The sequence below is a fragment of the Vibrio splendidus genome, assembly GCF_001557875.1.
GTDB classification, from domain to species: domain Bacteria; phylum Pseudomonadota; class Gammaproteobacteria; order Enterobacterales; family Vibrionaceae; genus Vibrio; species Vibrio splendidus_F.
Genome location: NZ_LNRF01000001.1, coordinates 718,341 through 736,798 on the forward strand (window position 1 = coordinate 718,341; position 18,458 = coordinate 736,798).

An 18,458-nucleotide genomic window follows, 5' to 3' on the forward strand; every position below is an offset into this window, starting at 1 on the left:
GTTTCATTGCTATGGTTGCTAATAAAATTGAGTTTCAGGCGAGAGAGAGGCTATGAGCCAATAAAAAGCCTCGAGAAAATCGAGGCTTAGAATGACTTAACTGTTATTAGGAACTAATACTCAAAATGAGTGGGTGCTAAATCGAGTCTATTGTGCGGGGTGAACCTGAGGAAAGCTCATGGTTGGGTGTTTTTCGACGATACTTTTGTAGCCGTATACATCCTCAATCATGGAAGGTTGAAGTGCCTCCCAAGGGCTGCCATCGCAAACTAAGTGACCATCTTTTAGTACTACGAGTCGGTCGGAGTACTGAGCGGCCAGGTTTAAGTCATGTAGCACTACGATTACGGCCGCATTTTGGTTGTCGGCTAAATCTCTCGCGATCTTTAAGGTGTTGTGCTGGTGGGCAAGATCCAGTGCAGATGTTGGTTCATCAAGCATCAAGATACATTGCTCGCCAGAATAATGGAGCTGAGTTAACACTCGAGCTAAATGGATACGCTGCTTTTCACCGCCCGATAGTGAAGGGTAGAGTCTTTCACTCAGGTGAGTCACATCAGCAACATCCATTTTTTGGCTAGCAATACTGGTCAGTTTCTTGTTGGATTCTTGCAGAGGAATCCCACCAAGCTCGACAACTTCATGTGCCAAGAATGGAAAAGTCAATGTGCTGTGTTGAGGAAGCATAGCAAGGTGCTTAGCTAATTTGTGAGAAGGCCACTTGTCTTTGCTGTGTCCAAAGTATTGAATATCGCCGTTGCTTGATATCTCTTGGCACAAAGCTTTAAGCAGCGTGCTTTTACCTGCGCCATTTGGCCCAAGTAGTGTGGTTACCTTTCCCGTTTCAATCTCAATAGAAACGCCATCTAATATCACTTTACTGCCGAACTTCACTACGATACCGGTCGCTTTTAACGCTGAAGGAAACATTAAAGGATTCTCCCTTTCTGTTGAAATAGAAGGTATAAGAAGAATGGAGCACCGATAATCGCAGTGACAATACCGACAGGCAGCTCTGCTGGTGCAAGTACCACACGTGAGAACATGTCTGCGGCGGTTAGTAGTAGTGCGCCTAGTACCGCTGATAGTGGTAGAAGTACTCGGTGGTCAGGGCCTGCCAACATGCGACCTAAATGAGGTATAACTAGCCCAATAAAACCAATCATTCCAGACAAACTAACCGTGATACCAACGCCAGCGGCTGTCAGTAGAATGAGTTTTCGCTTAAGCTTTTGTACCGGGATGCCAAGATGTTGCGCTTCAGACTCGCCCAGTAATAGGGCATTCAGTGACATTGCTTGGCGGTAGAAAACCACAAACAATCCAACGAGCGTGACTGCAGCCAGCAAAATGCCTGACCACTTAGCGCCCGCCAATGAACCCATCGACCACAATGAAAGGTCACGCAGCATTTGGTCATCAGCAATGAAGTTTAAGAAGCCAATCCCTGCGCCTGAAAGAGCGCTGATCGCCACACCCGCTAACAGCATGATGGTTACTGAGGTACCGAATTTACCAGTGCCAAGCTTGTAAACCAGAAGTGTGGTTAAAGCGCCACCTAAAAAGGCAAACACAGGAACCGCAGCAAAGTTCATGAAAGCAGGGTATTGAAGCGATAGCTCAGAGAAAAGCACGATGGCCAGTGCTGCACCTAGCGCCGCACCGGCAGACACACCAATGATCCCAGGTTCAGCAAGCGGGTTTCGAAATAAGCCCTGCATAACAGCGCCACATAACGCGAGAATCGCACCAATCAACATGCACAAAATGGTTCGAGGCAAGCGAATCTCTTGAATCACTAAGTTGATGTGGGGTGCTAAATCATTGTTTGGCTGGAGTAAGCTCGCTGCGCTGTCAGCCAAACTAATGTTCATTGGCCCAACGGTGATTGAAAACAGTGCGACGAAGACTAGGGTAGCACCTAGGCCTAACATCGATGTTTTCAGTGGGACGGATCGTAACAACATAAAGGGCCTCAATATCCGTAACTAACTTCAATATCCATCACCAAAATTGCGAAAAGTAGGCTGGTGATGGGCACTGAACTAGCAACGGTAAGAATAGGGGAGTCGCGTTATAGCGGGTAGATAAGTGCGTTTAATCGCTTAGCTTCAGAAAGGCTCTTAAGGCCAAGTCCACCAACCAAAGCACTGCCATTAACGGTAATGATTTGCTTGTTCATACCTGCAGGAGTTGCCGCTAACATAGGCAACGATTTAAGGATGGCATCAGCGCCGCCCATTTTTTGGTAGCTACGGCCGCTGACTAGAATCACATCTGGTTGCATTTCTACCAGTGATTCCATCGATAGTGGCTTGTAAGACGTTAGGCTTTGAGCGGCAGGGTTGATACCGCCAGCTAACTCGATAATTGCGTTTGGTGAAGTCTCACCACCGGCAACGTTCGCAGGGCGACCTTCGTGCAGCAATAGAAAAAGTACTTTCTTCGCTTCGTTGCTTGGTACTTGGTTCGCTTTCAGTGCCGCAATCTTCTGATTTACTTCTGCTTTAACTTGTTCTGAGCGAGCTTCGGTATGGGTAATCTTGGCGATTTGGTCTATACGCTTTAATAACCCTTCAACATTCGCTTCGGTGTTGACGATTTCTACATCGATACCCGCCGATTTTAATTGAGAGATAGCGTTGTCTGGTCCCATTTCATCTGAGCCAATCAAAGTAGTTGGTTCTAGGGCAAGTAAGCCTTCCGCAGACAGGTTTCGGTGATAGCCAATTTTTGGCAGGTTTTCTGCTTGAGGAAAGTGGCTGGTTACATCTATCGCGACTAACTGCTCTTCAGCACCTAATGCCAAAACCAACTCAGTAACGGCACTGCCAGCACTGATGATTCGAGGCTGTTCAGCGTCGTTGGCCATTGCGGGTGCGCTAAGTGCCAAGCTCATAGCGGCAACTGAAAGGAGATGTGTCTTGGTCTTTAATTTATTGAGCACGTTTAAGTTGTTCATAATAAGTTCTTTATATTTTCTTTTTGTATCGCGAAGATACTCAGTGAGCAGTCCGTTCGCATTGTGAGTTCGAATCTATAGAGAGGCTGAGTTCTGGTTGTTTAGTCTTATCAATCAGGAGCCTAACCTCATGAAAATAGAGAGTTGTTCTAGCCATCGTCAGTGAGCAGTTGAGTCGCTGGTATTCCGTTCTCTTGAAGGAATGAAAGCAACTTCACTAGGTTCTCCACGTTGGCGGCTTTATCTGCCCCAATGATGATTGGCTTTTTATTCGTAGAACCTGTCTCTTCTAACAAGGCTATCTTGAAATTTTCCCAGTCGATGTACTCTTGGCCGTTAATCGCCCAGTAGGGTTCGTGGTCTAAAATATTGACGCTAATCGAATCTTTGTGGACTTCAGAAACGTTTTTGACATCCGAGCTTGGTAGCTCAACTTCTAGCGATTCCAGCTTTACCGATGCCGTAAGCAATAGGAAAACCATCACGATAAAAATGATGTCGAGTAGCGGCGTTAAGTCCGGCGCTAGGCTTTGCGTGTTCGATGAGTTGGGCGTTTTAATCATGCTTGGCTCACATCACCGGTAGAAGCTTGGTTTACGGTTGCGCTATTCACATCGCCGGACTGATTGGTTTGAATCGACATGCCTTCTAACCATACATTCACATAGTTCAATGTATGCTCCAGTTGAGCTAGCACTCGATCGGCCCATAACCCTAGTAGCTGCGCCCCTGAGATAGCAGGAAGCGCAATCATCAAACCTGCTGCCGTGGTTCTCATTGCTAAGCCTAATCCGTCGGCTAGATCGTTCGGTGTAATGCTGCCTGTTGTAGCGGCAACACCTTTAAACATCTCAATAAGACCAAGTACTGTGCCAAGCAAGCCGATGAGTGGGCTGATCACGCCGATCAAACCAAGCAGTCTTAAACCTGCATGAAGCTGGTGGCGTTTTTCTTGTAGCCAAATACCAGCAGCATCTTCACGCAACCCTTTTGAGAAAGAGTGGTGAGCAAGCAACATTGAAACGCCCTTGTACAGTAGCGGGCGTTTACCTGAAATCGACTGAGCAAGCGCTTCAATCTCTTTACTGTTGGTTGGTGAGATTTGGTTTAGCTCACGACGAATGGCACGTTTGCCCACACCAATGCTGAGCATGACTTGGAATACACGCTCTGCGATGATCATTGCTGTTAGTGCTGAACAGATAAGAAGAGGCCAAGTCATTAAGCCAAGTTGATCTTGTAAGTAACTGATTTGTTGCATGATTAATCCAACCTAAAACGAACAGGTATTTGTACTCGGTGAGCAATCGCTCGACCATTGACAGTGTGAGGTGAGAATTTCCATTGTTTAATGGCATCTAATGCGGCGTTGTCGAGCATCAGTGCGCCTGATGAATTTACTAATGCTTGTTTAATTTGTTTGCCTTCAGCGTCTAGCCAGATCTCATAAGTCGCGACACCTTCAACGCCCCGACGTCGTGCTTGTCGAGGGTAATTCGGCGGTGTAGGGCGAGCAGAGAATGAAGGTTTTGTGACTAAGACTGGCTCTTGGTTTGATACGCCTTGGTTTACTTCCTGAGGCTGGTTGGCAGATTCGTCCATATTCTTATCGACTTTCTTGTTGGCCAGTTTCTCTGGTTGAGTGGTTGGTTTGGACTTTGGTTCTGGTTTTAGGTCTGGACGCTCTTTCTTAACCACCTTTTTCTCAGTCACCGGTTTCTTTGGAACGGGCTTTTTCTCAACAACCTTCTTCTCAACTTTCTTTGGCTGAGGCTTATTGGTGATCGCTTTTTTCTTTGGGGTTGGCTTAGCTTGGTTTGGCTCAACCGTTTTTGGTTCGACAGGTTTAGGTTCGGCTTGTGAGACCTTTTCTCTTATTGGCTCTGGTTCAACTCGCTCTGTGGTTGTTTTTTGCTGAGCTTGTGAGGGAACGCTTTTAGGAGTGAAGTTGATCGATACCGTGTTCGATTGGCTACCTGCAGGCATCGCAAATACTTTGGATTCTTGAGCGACAAACAACAACGCTGCATGAATCACTAACGATGCACCGCCTGCAATAACATATCTAGGAACGTTCACAATCAATCCTTTACCAAATCAAAATTCTGTATCGGATTATTGCTTAGAATCTAAATAAGATCAATTATCAATTGCATTATCATTTGCGTGTATTTATGATTCTCTCAGTTTTTAGCGAATAGTCTTCCAGGGTTTGCTATGTAAGTGTTTAGAGAGATTATATGAGTCTTGATATTTATAAATTTGACGAATCAATCTTGGGTGTTTCTAGCCCTGATCCGCTTCGTTTTGCGTTTGCGAAAAAGCATTCTGCCCACGCCGGAGGAAGTTCAATTCCGGTCGACCCCAGTAAGAAGTTAGAACTCTTTGATGAATTGATGCTGAGTGAAGGGAAAAAACAGGATAAGCGTTGCTTGTATATCCACATTCCTTTCTGTCGGGTGCGCTGTACGTTCTGTAATTTCTTCCAAAATGCCGCAAGCCGTAAATTAGTAGATGAGTATTTCGATGCACTGATGGCCGAGCTAAAGCAGAAAGCCAAAACGCCTTGGGCTCAGTCTGGACTATTTCACGCCGTTTATATTGGTGGCGGAACGCCCACCGATTTGTCTCCTCAACAAGTTGAGCAGCTGGGTAAAGCGATTCGTCAATATTTCCCTCTAGCAAACGATGTGGAAATGACCTTAGAAGGGCGTATCAATCGCTTTGGTGACGAGATGTTTGATCGTGCGCTTGAAGGTGGCTTCAATCGTTTCTCATTCGGTATTCAAAGTTTCAATACTCAAGTTCGACGTAGTGCTAAGCGCCTAGATGACCGAGAGGTGGTACTGGAACGCATCAGTTCACTGAGTCGTACCGAGCAAGCGCCAATCGTTCTTGATCTGTTATACGGATTACCACACCAATCTATGGAAGTGTTCCAACAAGATTTAGAAGACTACATGTCCACTGGTGCACACGGCATTGACCTGTACCAACTGATTGTTGCGGGCAATGCACCTATGCTTAATCTTGTTGAGAAAGGAAAAATCCCACCACCGGCAAATACGCCAGACAAGGCGAGCATGTATTTGGCAGGTGTGGAGTTCATGGCAAAGCACAAGGTCAAACAACTGAGCGTAAATCACTGGACTCGTGATAACCGCGAACGCAGCATTTACAACAGCTTAGCGAAAACTTATGCCGAAGTTCTACCCATTGGTTGTGGCGCTGGTGGCAACATCGGCGGTCATGGTGTTATGCAACATCGAACTTTAGACAGCTACATGGAGTCTATAAAGCAAGGTCAATTACCTATTGCCATGATGACTAAACAAAGCTCATTAGAGCCTATCTTCTCAACATTAAAGGCAGGTTTTGATTCTGGTGTTGTTAGAAGAAGTACACTACCGAGCTTTATGGGACAAGACACGTTCGACTACCTAAAACCTCTGTTCGTGCATTGGGAAAAGAACGGTTTAGTTGAGCTTTCGGAAGATTATCTGAGCCTGACTATTGCCGGCAGCTTTTGGGCGGTAAGCCTAGCGCAGAGTGTGATTCAAGTGCTTAACGCTGAATACCAAGCTATGCACCCAGCGCCTAAAGCGTCAGGTTCGGGCGTACACCCGCATGCAAGTTTGAAGCACGCTTAATATCGAATTTTTAGTTTATAACTTACTCGTTTATACGGAAACATATTCAATGACAGAGACAACATTAGAAATGACGGAAACTCTAGAACAACGCGTAGCTCTAATTTTAGAAGAAGAGCCAAAACTACTGCCGACAGCAATTGCTGAGAAGCTCGGTGTTTCAGAGGTTGAAGTGGTTGCTGCTTTTCCAAACGACATGGCGGTAATGCTCGATGGCAGCCGTGCTCAAGAGATTCTAGAAGGTTTAGTGGGTTGGGGCCCTGTGACCACAATCGTGCATTCATTTGGTTCTATCTTTGAAGTAAAAGCGCCATTCCCGAAAGGTAAAGTCGCGCGTGGTTACTACAATCTGATGGGCAAAGAGGGCGAGCTTCATGGCCACCTAAAGCTTGATAACGTTAAACATATTGGTTTGGTGAGCAAGTCGTTCATGGGTCGTGAAAGTCATTACTTCGGCTTTTTCAGTGAAACGGGCGAGAACATTTTTAAGATTTACCTAGGCCGCAACGAAAAGCGTGAGCTTATTGCTGACCAAGTAGAACGCTTCAAAGCGCTAAAAGAACAAGCTTAATCAATAGTAAATAATCAGCAGCAATCTTACATAGGGTTGCCAACTAGCTTAAGCAAGACATCAATGCTCGAGGATCGTTTAGTTCGCTAATGATCGCTCAACCTCGGGCAAAAATAATAAATCAGAGAAAGTGAAGAAAGGAATTATCCATGGAACAGCAAGTAAAACAAGAACGTCTACAAGGTCGCCTAGGTCCAGAAATCAAAGAGTTTCGCCAAGAGCGCCGTACCCTTCAACTTGCAACGGTTGATGAAGAAGGCCGCCCGAACGTAAGTTACGCACCTTTCGTTCAGAACCAAGAAGGTTACTTTGTTCTAATTTCTGATATTGCTCGTCATGCTCGTAACTTGAAAGCGAACCCTCAAGTCTCTTTGATGATGATTGAAGACGAAGAGAGCTCGAAGCAACTATACGCACGTAAGCGTTTAACGTTTGATGCTCAAGCAAGTGTTGTTGAGCGTGAAACGGAGCTTTGGGTTCAAGTGATCGGTCAGATGCAAGAGCGTTTTGGCGAGATAATCGATGGTTTGAGTCAGCTTCAAGATTTCTCTCTATTCAACCTTAAAGCAGAGAACGGACTGTTCGTGAAAGGTTTTGGTCAAGCATATCAAGTGTCAGGCGACGATCTGGTGGATTTCGTTCACCTACAAGAAGGCCACAAAAAAGTGTCTAACGAGTAACCTCGTTTAACTTATTGCTTAAAGAGCCCTCCAATGAAGTGAGGGCTTTTTTATGCCTAAATCAAAGGGTTTGGTATATTGGCGTCTGATTAATATTTATGTGTAAGGATCGATACGTGAAACCAGTAAGTCGAGATTGGGACGAGTTCTGTTACCCATTTATCTATGAAGACAGTCCTATCTGTGATTTTGAGATTTTGTCGGATGAACTTTGTTGCCGAGTTGGGGTGGTGTTGTCTTTAGACCTAGAGCCTCAGGTTCGTGAGATCCTGCAACGCTTGCAGCCAAACATCTATCACTTGAATGGTTCTGTGCGCGGTAAGCTCGCCATTACCGAATCTGAATTGGTCGAGCTCAAGCAAGACTATCATCGTATCCGTGATCAGCTAGAAGGTGGTTTTAAAGGCTTTGTCTTACCCGGCGGGCACCGAGTGTCTAGTGAACTCCACTTGTGTCGTTGTCAGGCTAAAAAGGTCGTGCGAGCACTGGTCAGTATTGAACATCATGAAAGCAAAAAGTCGCCAGCCCCGATTCTTTTCAAATACGCCAACTTAGTCGCAAACACATTCTATGCCTTGGCGTCTTATACCAATCACGTCAATAAGGTTAAGGAAGTGGAGTTCGTGAGTAAGAGCTATTCCATGCCAAAAAAGTCTTAACCGAGCGTTAGATGATTTGGCATGTAGGAAGCTAAACCAAAGTGAAAGGTGGTTTAGCTTTTAAGACAGGGTTTAAGCAGCCGTGGAGGCGTCGTTTAAGACTTTTGCACCGCGTAGCATGGCTTCGATTAACTCACCCGCATTGAACTTCTCAAGCGCTTCATGTGCCCCCACCTGATTGGCACGGTCAACACAGATCTCACTGGATAGTGAAGTGTGCAAAATACAGTAAGCGTGACTTAGAGCGCCGTCGTTCTGCACTTCAAATGCAAGCTCATAACCATCTAATCCCGGCATCTCGATATCACTCACGAGAAGATCAATGGCATTGCCAGCGTTGGCTTGGCGTCGCATTAGGTCAATGGCATCTAAGCCGTTGTTACAAATGCTGTAAGGGATGTTGATGCTGTCTAAGGCATCAGATAACTGTTTACGCGCAATCAAAGAGTCATCCACCAATAAGATGTTCAACGCTTTGAGGCGTTCTCTTTCTACATCGGTCAGCATCGGGATATGCGCATTCTCATAATCTGGGTAGATCTTAGAAAGCAGCAGTTCCACGTCGAGCATTTGTACAATACGGTCTTCAAAGCGTGTAATTCCCGTTACAAAAACATTACGACCCACACTGGTGGGGGGAGATTCAATACTCTTCCAGTCACATTCAATAATTTTATCAATCGAACGAACCAAGAATGCCACAACGGTTCTTAAACAGTCGGTGACGATAAGTACACAATCTTGGTATTCAGCGGGTGTTATCGGGCGGAAGCCAATCGCAGCGGACATATCAATGACTGGAACCGTTAGGTCGCGGATAGTCACCGTACCAATCACGTGATGATGGGAGTAGGGGATCTGAGTCATCGGCTGAAAAGGGACGATTTCTCTGACCTTAAGCGTGCCAATCGCAAAACTTTGAGTGAGGGATAACTTGAACATCAACATTCCCTGTGACTGACTCGCTTTACTGATCGGTTTGGCCATAAGTGGCTCCTACTTAATACGCGCTTAATTTATAAGGATTAATTTAAAGGGAAATGGAAGCCGCAGCAAGTCGCGATGCGGTTTTTAATGGCCTTTAAGGCAGTTGTTTTCGGTTATAGAGTGAAGAATAGCTGTTCTTGGGTTAAAATCACGCTAAACGCTGGCTGTCGATGAATTTATTTCGATAAGTCGCTAGCGGCAAACAGATTTACAACAGTCAGTTCATTAGCGATGTTCTAAGCAACCGTCGTAAGTAAACTGGCAGCAACAAACTGAGAATTATCATGGCAAGAACAGCAGCAGCGCTTCATATTTTGGTGAAGCATAAAGAACTAGCAGAAGACATCATGACGCAGCTTAAAAAGGGCGCTAAATTTCAAACGCTAGCAAAGAAACATTCAACCTGTCCATCTGGTAAAAAGGGCGGCGACCTAGGCGAGTTCAAAAAAGGTCAAATGGTGCCTCAGTTTGATAAGGTGTGTTTCTCTGGCGAGACGCTTGTACCACATCTTGTAAAAACAAAATTTGGTTGGCATGTGGTTAAAGTTCTTTACAGAACTTAGTCATAAATATGTGTTAGATTGAATAAAAGGAGCGTATATACGCTCCTTTTTTGTGACTTTTTTGTGCGTTTGAAAGCACTATGGTTGAGTGTTCATCCCAGATGGCATGCCATAATTGGCGCTACGCCCTCAACTATCCGCCGTGAGTAATTGGTAGGAGGAGGAGGGTTTTTAATGAGTAACTCATATAATAAATGCCATTCTTGAGGAAATTTATGCAGCTTTGCCTTTTAGCCTTTGTATTTATCTAGAAAGCTGTAAACGAGTTTGGTAGGAGAACAACATGGAGAGTTCAGCTATGTTAAGCAGCCCAGCGACAGATGTCATATTGCATGCCTTTGACTGGTGCTACGCTGACGTAATGAAGAACGCCCCACTGATCCAAGAGTTGGGTTATAAATCTGTTTTAGTATCACCGGCGATGAAATCGCTGCGCGGTCCTAAAGGCTGCGACCGAGATTCTGGTACTCAATGGTGGCAACGCTATCAGCCACAAGACTATCGTGTGATTGATAATCAGTTGGGTGACACGCAAGACTTCACTGCGATGGTGAACACGTTAAAGCAACACGGGCTTCGTACCTATGTAGACGTAGTGTTTAATCACATGGCCAACGAATCGGGCATCCGTGGTGATTTAACGTATCCCAACCAGCAAGACATGACGTCTTATCAAAAAGATGCTGACTATTACGAATCCATCCGCTTGTTTGGTGACCTTTCTAAACCATTATTTGATGAAAACGACTTCGTGGAAGCGTTTGGTATCAAGAACTGGAAAGACACATGGGAAGTTCAGAACGGGCGTATTACTGGTGGAGCCAGTGATCCTGGCTTACCAACACTGTTAGACAACGATAATGTGGTCGCACAGCAGCGAGCGTACCTAAAAGCTCTAAAAGCGATTGGTGTGAAAGGTTTCCGTATCGATGCAGCGAAACACATGACACTGTCACACTTGCGTAAGGTGTGGACTGACGATATCTGCGAAGAAATGCACATCTTTGGCGAGATCATTACTGATGGCGGAGCGACGGAAGAAGAGTATGAGCTGTTCCTTGAACCATATCTTAAACACACTCGCTTAGGGGCGTACGATTTCCCGTTGTTCAACACCATCTTCAAAGCATTTGAAGAGCAGGGCAGCTTTAAGTCTTTGATTAACCCTTACTGTTTTGGTCAGGCTTTATCGAACATGCGAGCCATCACGTTTGCGGTCACTCATGATATTCCAAACAACGAGGTGTTTTTGGAGCATGTGATGGATGAAGTGGATGAGCGATTGGCTCATGCTTTCATTCTTGGTCGAGACGGCGGTGTGCCCCTTGTTTACAGTGAACTGAGCACCAGCGGTATTCTGGACAAGAGCGGTCAACCTCGCTGGCTCAATGACTGGCAAGCGCCTTACATGAAAAACATGATTCAATTCCACAATCATGTTCATGGCGAAGCGATGCGTGTTGTTGAAGCGAATGATGATTTGTTGGTGTTTGTTCGTGGCGATAAAGGCATTGTGGTGATCAACAAGTCGAAACGAAGCAAAACAGCCTCATTAAATTGGACTGGTTCAGTGACCGATTTATTGTCTGGAAAAGTGTTCGACTGTGTTGGTAAGGAGTTAACCATTAAGGTTGAGCCTAACCAGTGCATGATGCTAACGACCAATTAGGTCGAGTTACGAGTTGTCCTTAATCGGTTAGAAATACAATCTTGAAAAGAAAGCCCCGCTACTGGTAATCAGTAAGCGGGGCTTTTAATATGAAGCTGTTTATTCTTTACTAAACAGAGTGTTAGTTAAACGGTAAGGCGGTTAAACCGTAAACTTGTTCAGTAGCTCGTCTTGTTGGCGAACATTGTCCGTTTGTACCTGCATTGCTGTGTTCGCTTCTTGAGCCGCGTTTGATACTTGTGTTGAAAGGTCTTTGATCTTAACAGTGTTGTTATTGATCTCTTCCGCTACCAAGCTCTGCTCTTCTGCTGCCGAAGCAATCTGAATGTTCATATCAGAGATGCGCTGAATCGCGTCACGGATACGGTCAAGTGAAGAGTTCGCTTGCTGAGCACGTTCAACAGCGTCAGTAGCAGTGTCTTTACTTTGGTTCATCGCGTTCGATACTGAGCTTGCCCCCGCTTGGAGCTGCTCAATCATGTTGCGGATTTCAGTGGTTGACTCTTGAGTACGTTGCGCCAGAGTTCGAACTTCGTCGGCAACGACTGCGAAACCACGACCAGATTCACCAGCACGCGCCGCTTCAATCGCTGCGTTCAATGCGAGTAGGTTAGTCTGGTCTGCAATATCGTTGATTACTTTAAGAATCGTTTCGATGTTTGCGGTTGCTGATTCAAGTACTTGTACTTCAGCAACGGCTTGGTCGATGCGCTCAGATAGGTTATCAATCGCTTGAGTAGTATCACTAACTACAGAAGTGCCGTCTAGTGTTGCTTCGTCTGCTTCACGAGCAGCAGCTGCCGCACCTTGAGCGTTGTTTGCGACTTCTGTTGCGGTAACCGCCATCTCGTTCATTGCTGTTGCTAACTGTTCAAGCTCTTGCAGCTGGGTATTCATTGCGTTCGCTGATTCGCCTGCACCTTTCACTGTGATTTCAGTGCCACGTTTAATCTCAACACCAATCGCTTTCGATTGAATGATCTGATTTTGCAGGTTTTCGGTAAAGGTGTTGAAGCCTTTCGCTAGGTCAGAAAACTCTTGGTCGGTATTGGTATCTAGACGCTTAGTTAAGTCACCTTGTCCGCTTGCTACGTCTTGAATTGCTTGGTTAAGCGCATCCAGTGGACGCATTAATACACGAATCAGAACAGTCAGTGCGATGATGCTAAGAATCACCGCAATCAATGAATAGATCATCGAGCTGTTCTTCAATTCTTCAACGGTTTGAAAAGCGATCTCTTCATCAAGGATGGCACCAATGTACCAATCTTCACTTGGGATGTGGGTGAAGTTAACTAAGAACATTTTGCCGTCGACTTCAATTTCTTGAGAGCCTTCACGAATAGTCGCTTGAGGCATGTAGCTTGAAAGCGTTTCACCGTTGTTCTTAGCATTTGGGTGAGCAATCGTGGTGCCGTCGGCTGTTACTAGGAATAGGTAACCCGCATCAAACAAGTTCACTTGGTTTACCAAGGTAGCGAGGTTCGTCAATTCTAGGTCGTAGAACATACCCGCAGTGAAACGACCGTTGTCTTTAACGGGTGTACCCACTGAGATGATGACTTTTTTGCTTGATGCATCCACATAAGGAGCGGTCACAACTAAACTGTTTTTGGATTTAGCATCAATGTACCAAGGACGGATTCGTGGGTCGTAATCTGGCCCTGCATCCCAACCGTCATCATTTTCAATAACGAAACCGTTGGCTTCATAACCAAAACCAACCGCTAGGAAGCTGTTTTTAAGCTTTGGTTTTTCTAATATTTCTTTTACGTAAGCGCGATCTTCAGGGTTGATCTCGATGACTTCAGTCGTCGATTGAGCCAGCGCCTTCTTGGCGTTCATCTCTGATTCGACGGTATTTTTAACGCCAGAGACCATTTCTTTCAGGCTCGCATTGACGTGGTTTTCTACAGCACTTCTTACGGTGTAAAGTTGTTGTATTGAAAGCAATGATACTGTCACTAGCAGCAAGGCTGATGATGCAGCAACCACCTTATGGCTAAATTTCATTGAGTTTTCCCCTTCTCACAGGCTTTGCGAAGACTAAAGTTAATCGTGTTTTTGTAATTATATATATCGACTAGATTGAAAATTACTTGAATGTAAATTCACAAAATAGACTACAAAAATACAACAACCTAAACAATACAAAATTCACTAAATTACATATTTGTTACTTTTAGTATTTGGTTCAATGAGTTGGGGAATGGGGCTGGACGGAGTTTAAGGGGGAATTAAGAATGTATTAATTTGTTGGTTATGTGTTCAGTTTTCTATTAACAAGAGGTGGGGTGAATAAACGATATGAAATCAAATGATATGCCAGTTTTATATATTTCAGGGCTTTGAAATTGATGTGTGAATATATTCCGTACAAAAAAGCCCCACAAAAGTGAGGCTTTATAAACTGAATCTTTACTGAATTATATAAGTACTATCTAATTTAGAATATTAGATGCGCTACACCAGCGATAACTGGAAGCGTAATTAGAGTACGCAGAATAAAGATAATAAACAGTTCTAAGATGTTCACTGGAATCTTACTGCCTAGAAGTAGAGCGCCCACTTCAGACATGTAGATCAATTGAGTGACTGACATTGCAGCAATAACAAAGCGAGTCATCTCGTTGTCGATAGAAGCTGCAAGGATTGCTGGGATGAACATATCCGCAAAACCAACAACAATTGTCTCAGATGCTGCAACCGCTTCAGGTACACCAAGTAGCTCAAGGAATGGAATGAAAGGCTGGCCTAGGAATGAGAACACAGAGGTGTATTCTGCAATAACCAGTGCCATTGTACCCAAACCCATAACCACAGGCAGAACACCAAATACCATATCAACTGCGTTACGAACGCCTTCGCCAAATACAGATTTAGCTGACTTAACTTGTGATGCTTTATTTACCGCTAGCTCAAGACCCCAAGAGAATGTCGAGTGACCTGCCGGGATTGCATCAGCGTCTTTGTGTGGCTTGCTGCCATCAATGAAGGTATCTTTCTTCATGCTTAGTGGTGGAAGGCGAGGAATGATTACCGCGGCCACAATACCCGCTAAACAGATTGCTGCGTAGAAAGGTAGGAATAGGTGCTCTAGCTCTACTTGAGCAATAACCACAAGGCTGAATGTGATAGATACTGCAGAGAACGTCGTACCAACAACCGCAGCTTCACGCTGAGTGTAGAATTTCTTCTCGTATTGTTTGCTTGTCAGCAGGATACCGACACTGCCGTCACCTAACCAAGAAGCCATACAGTCGATAGCACTACGACCAGGTAGATTGAAGATTGGACGCATTACTTTGCTTAGCAGGGTACCGAATAGTTCTAACAAACCGAAGTTAAGCAGCAGTGGCAGTAGTAAGCCAGCAAAAATAAACACTGAAAATAGAGTCGGAAGCAGACCTTCTAGAACTAAACCACCGGTGTTTTCTTCCCAGATAAACTCAGGGCCGACTTGGAAGAAAGCCATGAATGCAGCAGCACCACCAATTAAACGAACCAGCAGCCACAATGGAGATGGGTTGAAAAGGCCGTTTAGAAATGAATTCGATGTAATGAATGCAGGCTTGAAAATGGTACTTAAAATGGAAGCTACAGACATGAAGGCAACGATTGCCGTAATAATAGCAACTAGAGACTCACCGAAAACCGCTTGAATTGATTTGGCTAGAATAGCGACAGGGATCGTTAGATCACCTTGGTAGCTGATTGGAGCCATGAAAAGGAACAAACCAATCAGAGATGGGATTAAGAAAACCCAGAAACTGCCTTTAGATTTCTCTGGTTGAGCAGTATTCGTGTTGTTAGACATGTTAATTGTTCTCGTATTTCTACATGTAAAAAAGCCACATCCTTGGCGTTTTTATTCTCTAAACATCCGTATTTTCTCACTGGCTGCAAGATTACCCAGTATTGATAGCGCTTGCAATACTATTCATCAAATATCGCTAACTATTCACACTGGTTGTTCTGCAACTCATTAAGAGTTTAGAATAAAGTGTTGCGGATGTTACGTAGTTTGAGGATATATTGCCAGGTATTTATAAATTGATTGTAGTTTCAGTTCGATAGGTCAGGTAGACCCAGTAGCTAAATGCAATAATGAAGGCGAAAGAGGCAGGGAAAGCCAACGCTAAAATTTCAAAGCGCTGAAACAGGCATGCGCCGCTTAAACCACCAAACAGAAAGCCAACCACAATGAACATCAGCAGCTTGGCTTTTCGGCGGTCAAAGGGCATTCCCTTTAAGCGTGCGCCAATCATGATCCCAAGATCGGTAATGATCCCGCTCATGTGTGTTGTTCGAATGATTGCACCGCTGTAAGTGGTGATCATCGCATTCTGCAAACCACACGCGGCTGAAGCGAAATACTGGCCTGAAGTGTAGCCTTGTAACAGTGCCCACAGCGCCAAGAACAGTAATCCACCCTCTATACATAAAGCAACACCGTAACGGCGGCCTAGCTTCAGGGCTTGGTTTTCAATAAAGAACCCACTGAAAGCTGCACCTAACATAAAGCTCATGATTACCAGCAGGAGATGAATAGAAGCCGAAGTTGGTGTGAGCAGACTACTGCCTAGTAAAGACATAGTGCCCGATATGTGGGAGATTGCTTGGTGTTGGAAACCGAGTAAGCCGATTGCATTAACACTGCCAGCAAGGCCTGCTAACAGTAAGGCGCCGTATTCAACCCAGCGAGGTAGCTTAGAAATCATGTTGTTCACCCTGGGTTAAAAAGAGGAGCAGATTATAACGCTAGCGAAAAGATACGCTAGCGTTGTGGGGCATTGATATTTGATCTTAGGCAACAGTATTGCAGTTTGTTTTAATGCTGTTGCTTTATAAAGATAAAGGTCAGTAACAAGCTAGTTGTAGTGACTCATTTGATGGTCGAATTTGACCCAACCATGTTTCCGTTCTTCGTAGACTGAAAAGCTTGGTAGCGGAAAGTCTTGCTCTTTAAATAATCCGAGCGGGACAATATAAAAATCGGCAGCAGCAACAGATTGTAAGAGCATGGTGGTGCCACATTTAGGGCAAAACTGATAGGTGACTTCATTACCCGTGTCGCTGATGCGTGAGAAAGAGGTCACTTCTCCGCTTAGGGTGACTTGCTCTATTGGGAATCTAGCCTGAACACCGAATACACTTCCGGTGCGTTTCTGACACTCATAGCAATGGCATACAGAGGTTCGTTGAGGTTCACCTCTGCATACTAGGTTGACTGATCCACAGCGGCATTCGCAACTTCTGATATTTCTATCTTTAATATGACTGATATCCATCCATGCTCCACTTCTGGTTAACCCTGTATTGATAATTATACTAAAGCCCTTTATGGTCTGCACAACTGGATGAAAACAAAAGAATATAATTGCTCATGAAAAAGAAAATCTTACCTATTCCTCTGATTTTACTGATTCCTATTATCATGTTAGTTGTAGTCATACTGGCGGGGATTTATCGCTTTAGCTTAAGTGACGAAGAGATCTTGGCGAAGTTCCCTTCTTCTCAATTGAGTTATGAACCAGTCGTAGAAACCGTTTTTGATTTGAAGACGACTAACCCATGGACAATTAAAGTACCTGAGACCAACGCGTACGCTTTTATCAATGAAGTCGATGAGCCTAGAGCTATCGCGTTTGGACGCTATGACTCAGGTGTTGAGCGCGGTGTGGTAACGGTAGATACCAATAACCTTTCAGCTGTCACGCTGGGTAAGGCGAGTTTCTTTGTCGCGCCGATGTGGATATCTAACCAAGGCAGCGGTGTGTTTTATTATCTTGGCCTGTTTAAACATGACCAGCAACGAAGCCGCGTGGTGTTAGTCGACCAACTTTTACTGGGTGATCGTATACAGATTCAAACATTGGAGGTCGCTCAGCAGCCAGATTCGCGATCACAGAATAAACTCACTGGGGAAGGTTTTATCGGCTTTACTCAGCATTCTTCGGAACAATCATTTGCAGAATCCCCTTCTGAAAAGGTGTTAATGAGCTTTTCTTTTGATACGCAATCAATTGGTAAGCAATAACGTTTTTGTTAGTGTAAGGATCTGTTGTTTATGTGAGCCAAATTACATATTATCTTAGGTAGATGAATGAAATTTAGACACACTTTGCTTTGTGTCTGCTTACTTTTACAAATGGAGCTTGCGAATGATTAATAAACGTTTTTTTAAAACGAAAGATGAAGTTGAAGTGACCTTCGAGCTAGAAGCTCAAGAAGCGAACTCAGTATCCATCGTTGCTGACTTTCTTGATTGGAAAGCCACGCCAATGAAAAAACTGGCGAAAGGGAAGGTTTACAAGTTTAAAACTCGCTTACCTAAAGATGGCGAGTTTCAATTTCGCTACCTAGTTGATAACCAACAATGGGTTAACGATGCAAATGCTGATCGTTACATCCCTAACGAGTTTGGTGAAGACAACTGCTTGGTATCGACGGTTAACGCTTAACTTTGGCCTAAATTATCAACTAATTCGCTTCGTCTATTAATTAATCGAAACGGAATAACGTAAATCAATCAAAAGCAGATACTAGCCGTTTCTGCTTTTTTATTTTCAAATTTAGCGGTTAATTTTATTTCTCGTTTAATTGCTTCTTCATCTATGGCAACTCAATGACTTAGCCTAAATTGAGCAGATTCATATCATATTATGACAATGCATTGATGATTTATGCGTTTGAAAAGCATATCCTATGCCTTTA

At 44.4% G+C, this 18,458-nt stretch carries 19 protein-coding genes; 8 read left to right on the plus strand and 11 right to left on the minus strand.

The annotated features are described in order from the left end of the window. Nucleotides 1-147: 147 nt before the first annotated feature. The 6 genes from ATB74_RS03090 to ATB74_RS03115 form a co-directional block, all read right to left on the minus strand. On the minus strand, nt 148-930 hold the full coding sequence (locus ATB74_RS03090) for a heme ABC transporter ATP-binding protein (protein ID WP_061016461.1): 783 nt from the start codon (nt 928-930) through the stop codon (nt 148-150). Continuing rightward, on the minus strand, nt 930-1,967 hold the full coding sequence (locus ATB74_RS03095; RefSeq protein WP_048609731.1) for a FecCD family ABC transporter permease: 1,038 nt from the start codon (nt 1,965-1,967) through the stop codon (nt 930-932). The genes ATB74_RS03090 and ATB74_RS03095 overlap by 1 nt, the downstream gene beginning before the upstream one ends. 107 nt (nt 1,968-2,074) lie before the next feature. Further along, on the minus strand, nt 2,075-2,962 hold the full coding sequence (locus ATB74_RS03100; protein WP_061016463.1) for a heme/hemin ABC transporter substrate-binding protein: 888 nt from the start codon (nt 2,960-2,962) through the stop codon (nt 2,075-2,077). A 149-nt stretch (nt 2,963-3,111) separates the two neighbouring features. Continuing rightward, nucleotides 3,112-3,525, minus strand: a complete 414-nt coding sequence (locus ATB74_RS03105) for an ExbD/TolR family protein (protein WP_060980533.1) — start codon at nt 3,523-3,525, stop codon at nt 3,112-3,114. After that, a complete protein-coding gene (locus ATB74_RS03110) occupies nt 3,522-4,223 on the minus strand; it encodes a MotA/TolQ/ExbB proton channel family protein (RefSeq protein WP_060980532.1) in 702 nt (233 codons plus the stop codon). The genes ATB74_RS03105 and ATB74_RS03110 overlap by 4 nt, the downstream gene beginning before the upstream one ends. A 2-nt stretch (nt 4,224-4,225) precedes the next feature. Further along, a complete protein-coding gene (locus tag ATB74_RS03115) occupies nt 4,226-5,041 on the minus strand; it encodes an energy transducer TonB (protein ID WP_060980531.1) in 816 nt (271 codons plus the stop codon). Between the two features lie 161 nt (nt 5,042-5,202). On the opposite strand from ATB74_RS03115, the gene hutW reads away from it, so the two are divergent. The 4 genes from hutW (at nt 5,203) to ATB74_RS03135 (ending at nt 8,522) form a co-directional block, all read left to right on the plus strand. Continuing rightward, nucleotides 5,203-6,612 (plus strand): heme anaerobic degradation radical SAM methyltransferase ChuW/HutW, encoded by a 1,410-nt coding sequence (hutW, locus tag ATB74_RS03120; RefSeq protein WP_061016466.1) that lies wholly within the window; start codon nt 5,203-5,205, stop codon nt 6,610-6,612. A gap of 49 nt (nt 6,613-6,661) precedes the next feature. Further along, nucleotides 6,662-7,183: a heme utilization cystosolic carrier protein HutX gene (gene hutX, locus ATB74_RS03125; RefSeq protein WP_060980529.1), complete on the plus strand. Its 522-nt coding sequence runs from the start codon at nt 6,662-6,664 to the stop codon at nt 7,181-7,183. 149 nt (nt 7,184-7,332) lie between these two features. Beyond that, the gene (hutZ, locus tag ATB74_RS03130; RefSeq protein ID WP_060980528.1) at nt 7,333-7,863 is read left to right on the plus strand and encodes a heme utilization protein HutZ; all 531 of its coding nucleotides are present in this window, start codon (nt 7,333-7,335) and stop codon (nt 7,861-7,863) included. A gap of 116 nt (nt 7,864-7,979) precedes the next feature. Next, nucleotides 7,980-8,522, plus strand: coding sequence for an ATP:cob(I)alamin adenosyltransferase (locus tag ATB74_RS03135; RefSeq protein ID WP_061016468.1), 543 nt, complete (start codon nt 7,980-7,982; stop codon nt 8,520-8,522). A 72-nt stretch (nt 8,523-8,594) separates the two neighbouring features. Here the strand turns inward: ATB74_RS03135 and ATB74_RS03140 are convergent, their stop codons facing one another. Beyond that, complete coding sequence (locus tag ATB74_RS03140) at nt 8,595-9,509, minus strand: chemotaxis protein (RefSeq protein ID WP_061016470.1); 915 nt, start codon at nt 9,507-9,509, stop codon at nt 8,595-8,597. A 281-nt stretch (nt 9,510-9,790) separates the two neighbouring features. Between ATB74_RS03140 and ppiC the strand changes: the two genes are divergently transcribed. Together ppiC and ATB74_RS03150 are read left to right on the plus strand one after the other, a co-directional pair. Next, complete coding sequence (gene ppiC / locus ATB74_RS03145; protein ID WP_258185064.1) at nt 9,791-10,072, plus strand: peptidylprolyl isomerase PpiC; 282 nt, start codon at nt 9,791-9,793, stop codon at nt 10,070-10,072. Nucleotides 10,073-10,355: 283 nt separating this feature from the next. Then, entirely contained in the window at nt 10,356-11,741 is a 1,386-nt protein-coding gene (locus tag ATB74_RS03150) for an alpha-amylase family glycosyl hydrolase (RefSeq protein WP_061016472.1), read from the plus strand. A gap of 141 nt (nt 11,742-11,882) precedes the next feature. On the opposite strand, the gene ATB74_RS03155 is transcribed toward ATB74_RS03150, so the two are convergent. From ATB74_RS03155 to ATB74_RS03170, 4 genes are all read right to left on the minus strand, one after another. After that, nucleotides 11,883-13,754, minus strand: a complete 1,872-nt coding sequence (locus ATB74_RS03155) for a methyl-accepting chemotaxis protein (protein WP_061016474.1) — start codon at nt 13,752-13,754, stop codon at nt 11,883-11,885. Nucleotides 13,755-14,187: 433 nt separating this feature from the next. Continuing rightward, complete coding sequence (locus ATB74_RS03160) at nt 14,188-15,558, minus strand: YjiH family protein (protein WP_060980523.1); 1,371 nt, start codon at nt 15,556-15,558, stop codon at nt 14,188-14,190. A 229-nt stretch (nt 15,559-15,787) separates the two neighbouring features. Beyond that, nucleotides 15,788-16,462 (minus strand): YoaK family protein, encoded by a 675-nt coding sequence (locus ATB74_RS03165; protein WP_061016477.1) that lies wholly within the window; start codon nt 16,460-16,462, stop codon nt 15,788-15,790. Nucleotides 16,463-16,612: 150 nt separating this feature from the next. After that, a complete protein-coding gene (locus ATB74_RS03170; protein ID WP_179946886.1) occupies nt 16,613-17,095 on the minus strand; it encodes a GFA family protein in 483 nt (160 codons plus the stop codon). Between the two features lie 32 nt (nt 17,096-17,127). Between ATB74_RS03170 and ATB74_RS03175 the strand changes: the two genes are divergently transcribed. Further along, nucleotides 17,128-17,781 (plus strand): hypothetical protein, encoded by a 654-nt coding sequence (locus tag ATB74_RS03175; protein WP_061016480.1) that lies wholly within the window; start codon nt 17,128-17,130, stop codon nt 17,779-17,781. A gap of 124 nt (nt 17,782-17,905) precedes the next feature. Continuing rightward, on the plus strand, nt 17,906-18,205 hold the full coding sequence (locus tag ATB74_RS03180; RefSeq protein ID WP_061016482.1) for an isoamylase early set domain-containing protein: 300 nt from the start codon (nt 17,906-17,908) through the stop codon (nt 18,203-18,205). Nucleotides 18,206-18,458: the final 253 nt, after the last annotated feature.

Excerpts from the sequence above, each read along its gene's own strand:
- ATB74_RS03095 (WP_048609731.1), bottom strand. The coding sequence starts at position 1,967 with ATGTTGTTACGATCCGTCCCACTGAAAACATCGATGTTAGGCCTAGGT.
- ATB74_RS03165 (WP_061016477.1), bottom strand. The coding sequence starts at position 16,462 with ATGATTTCTAAGCTACCTCGCTGGGTTGAATACGGCGCCTTACTGTTA.
- ATB74_RS03155 (WP_061016474.1), bottom strand. The coding sequence starts at position 13,754 with ATGAAATTTAGCCATAAGGTGGTTGCTGCATCATCAGCCTTGCTGCTA.
- ATB74_RS03110 (WP_060980532.1), bottom strand. The coding sequence starts at position 4,223 with ATGCAACAAATCAGTTACTTACAAGATCAACTTGGCTTAATGACTTGG.
- ATB74_RS03150 (WP_061016472.1), top strand. The coding sequence starts at position 10,356 with ATGGAGAGTTCAGCTATGTTAAGCAGCCCAGCGACAGATGTCATATTG.
- hutX (WP_060980529.1), top strand. The coding sequence starts at position 6,662 with ATGACAGAGACAACATTAGAAATGACGGAAACTCTAGAACAACGCGTA.
- ATB74_RS03140 (WP_061016470.1), bottom strand. The coding sequence starts at position 9,509 with ATGGCCAAACCGATCAGTAAAGCGAGTCAGTCACAGGGAATGTTGATG.
- ATB74_RS03100 (WP_061016463.1), bottom strand. The coding sequence starts at position 2,962 with ATGAACAACTTAAACGTGCTCAATAAATTAAAGACCAAGACACATCTC.
- hutZ (WP_060980528.1), top strand. The coding sequence starts at position 7,333 with ATGGAACAGCAAGTAAAACAAGAACGTCTACAAGGTCGCCTAGGTCCA.
- ATB74_RS03090 (WP_061016461.1), bottom strand. The coding sequence starts at position 930 with ATGTTTCCTTCAGCGTTAAAAGCGACCGGTATCGTAGTGAAGTTCGGC.
- ATB74_RS03105 (WP_060980533.1), bottom strand. The coding sequence starts at position 3,525 with ATGATTAAAACGCCCAACTCATCGAACACGCAAAGCCTAGCGCCGGAC.
- ATB74_RS03160 (WP_060980523.1), bottom strand. The coding sequence starts at position 15,558 with ATGTCTAACAACACGAATACTGCTCAACCAGAGAAATCTAAAGGCAGT.
- ATB74_RS03180 (WP_061016482.1), top strand. The coding sequence starts at position 17,906 with ATGATTAATAAACGTTTTTTTAAAACGAAAGATGAAGTTGAAGTGACC.
- hutW (WP_061016466.1), top strand. The coding sequence starts at position 5,203 with ATGAGTCTTGATATTTATAAATTTGACGAATCAATCTTGGGTGTTTCT.
- ATB74_RS03175 (WP_061016480.1), top strand. The coding sequence starts at position 17,128 with ATGAAAAAGAAAATCTTACCTATTCCTCTGATTTTACTGATTCCTATT.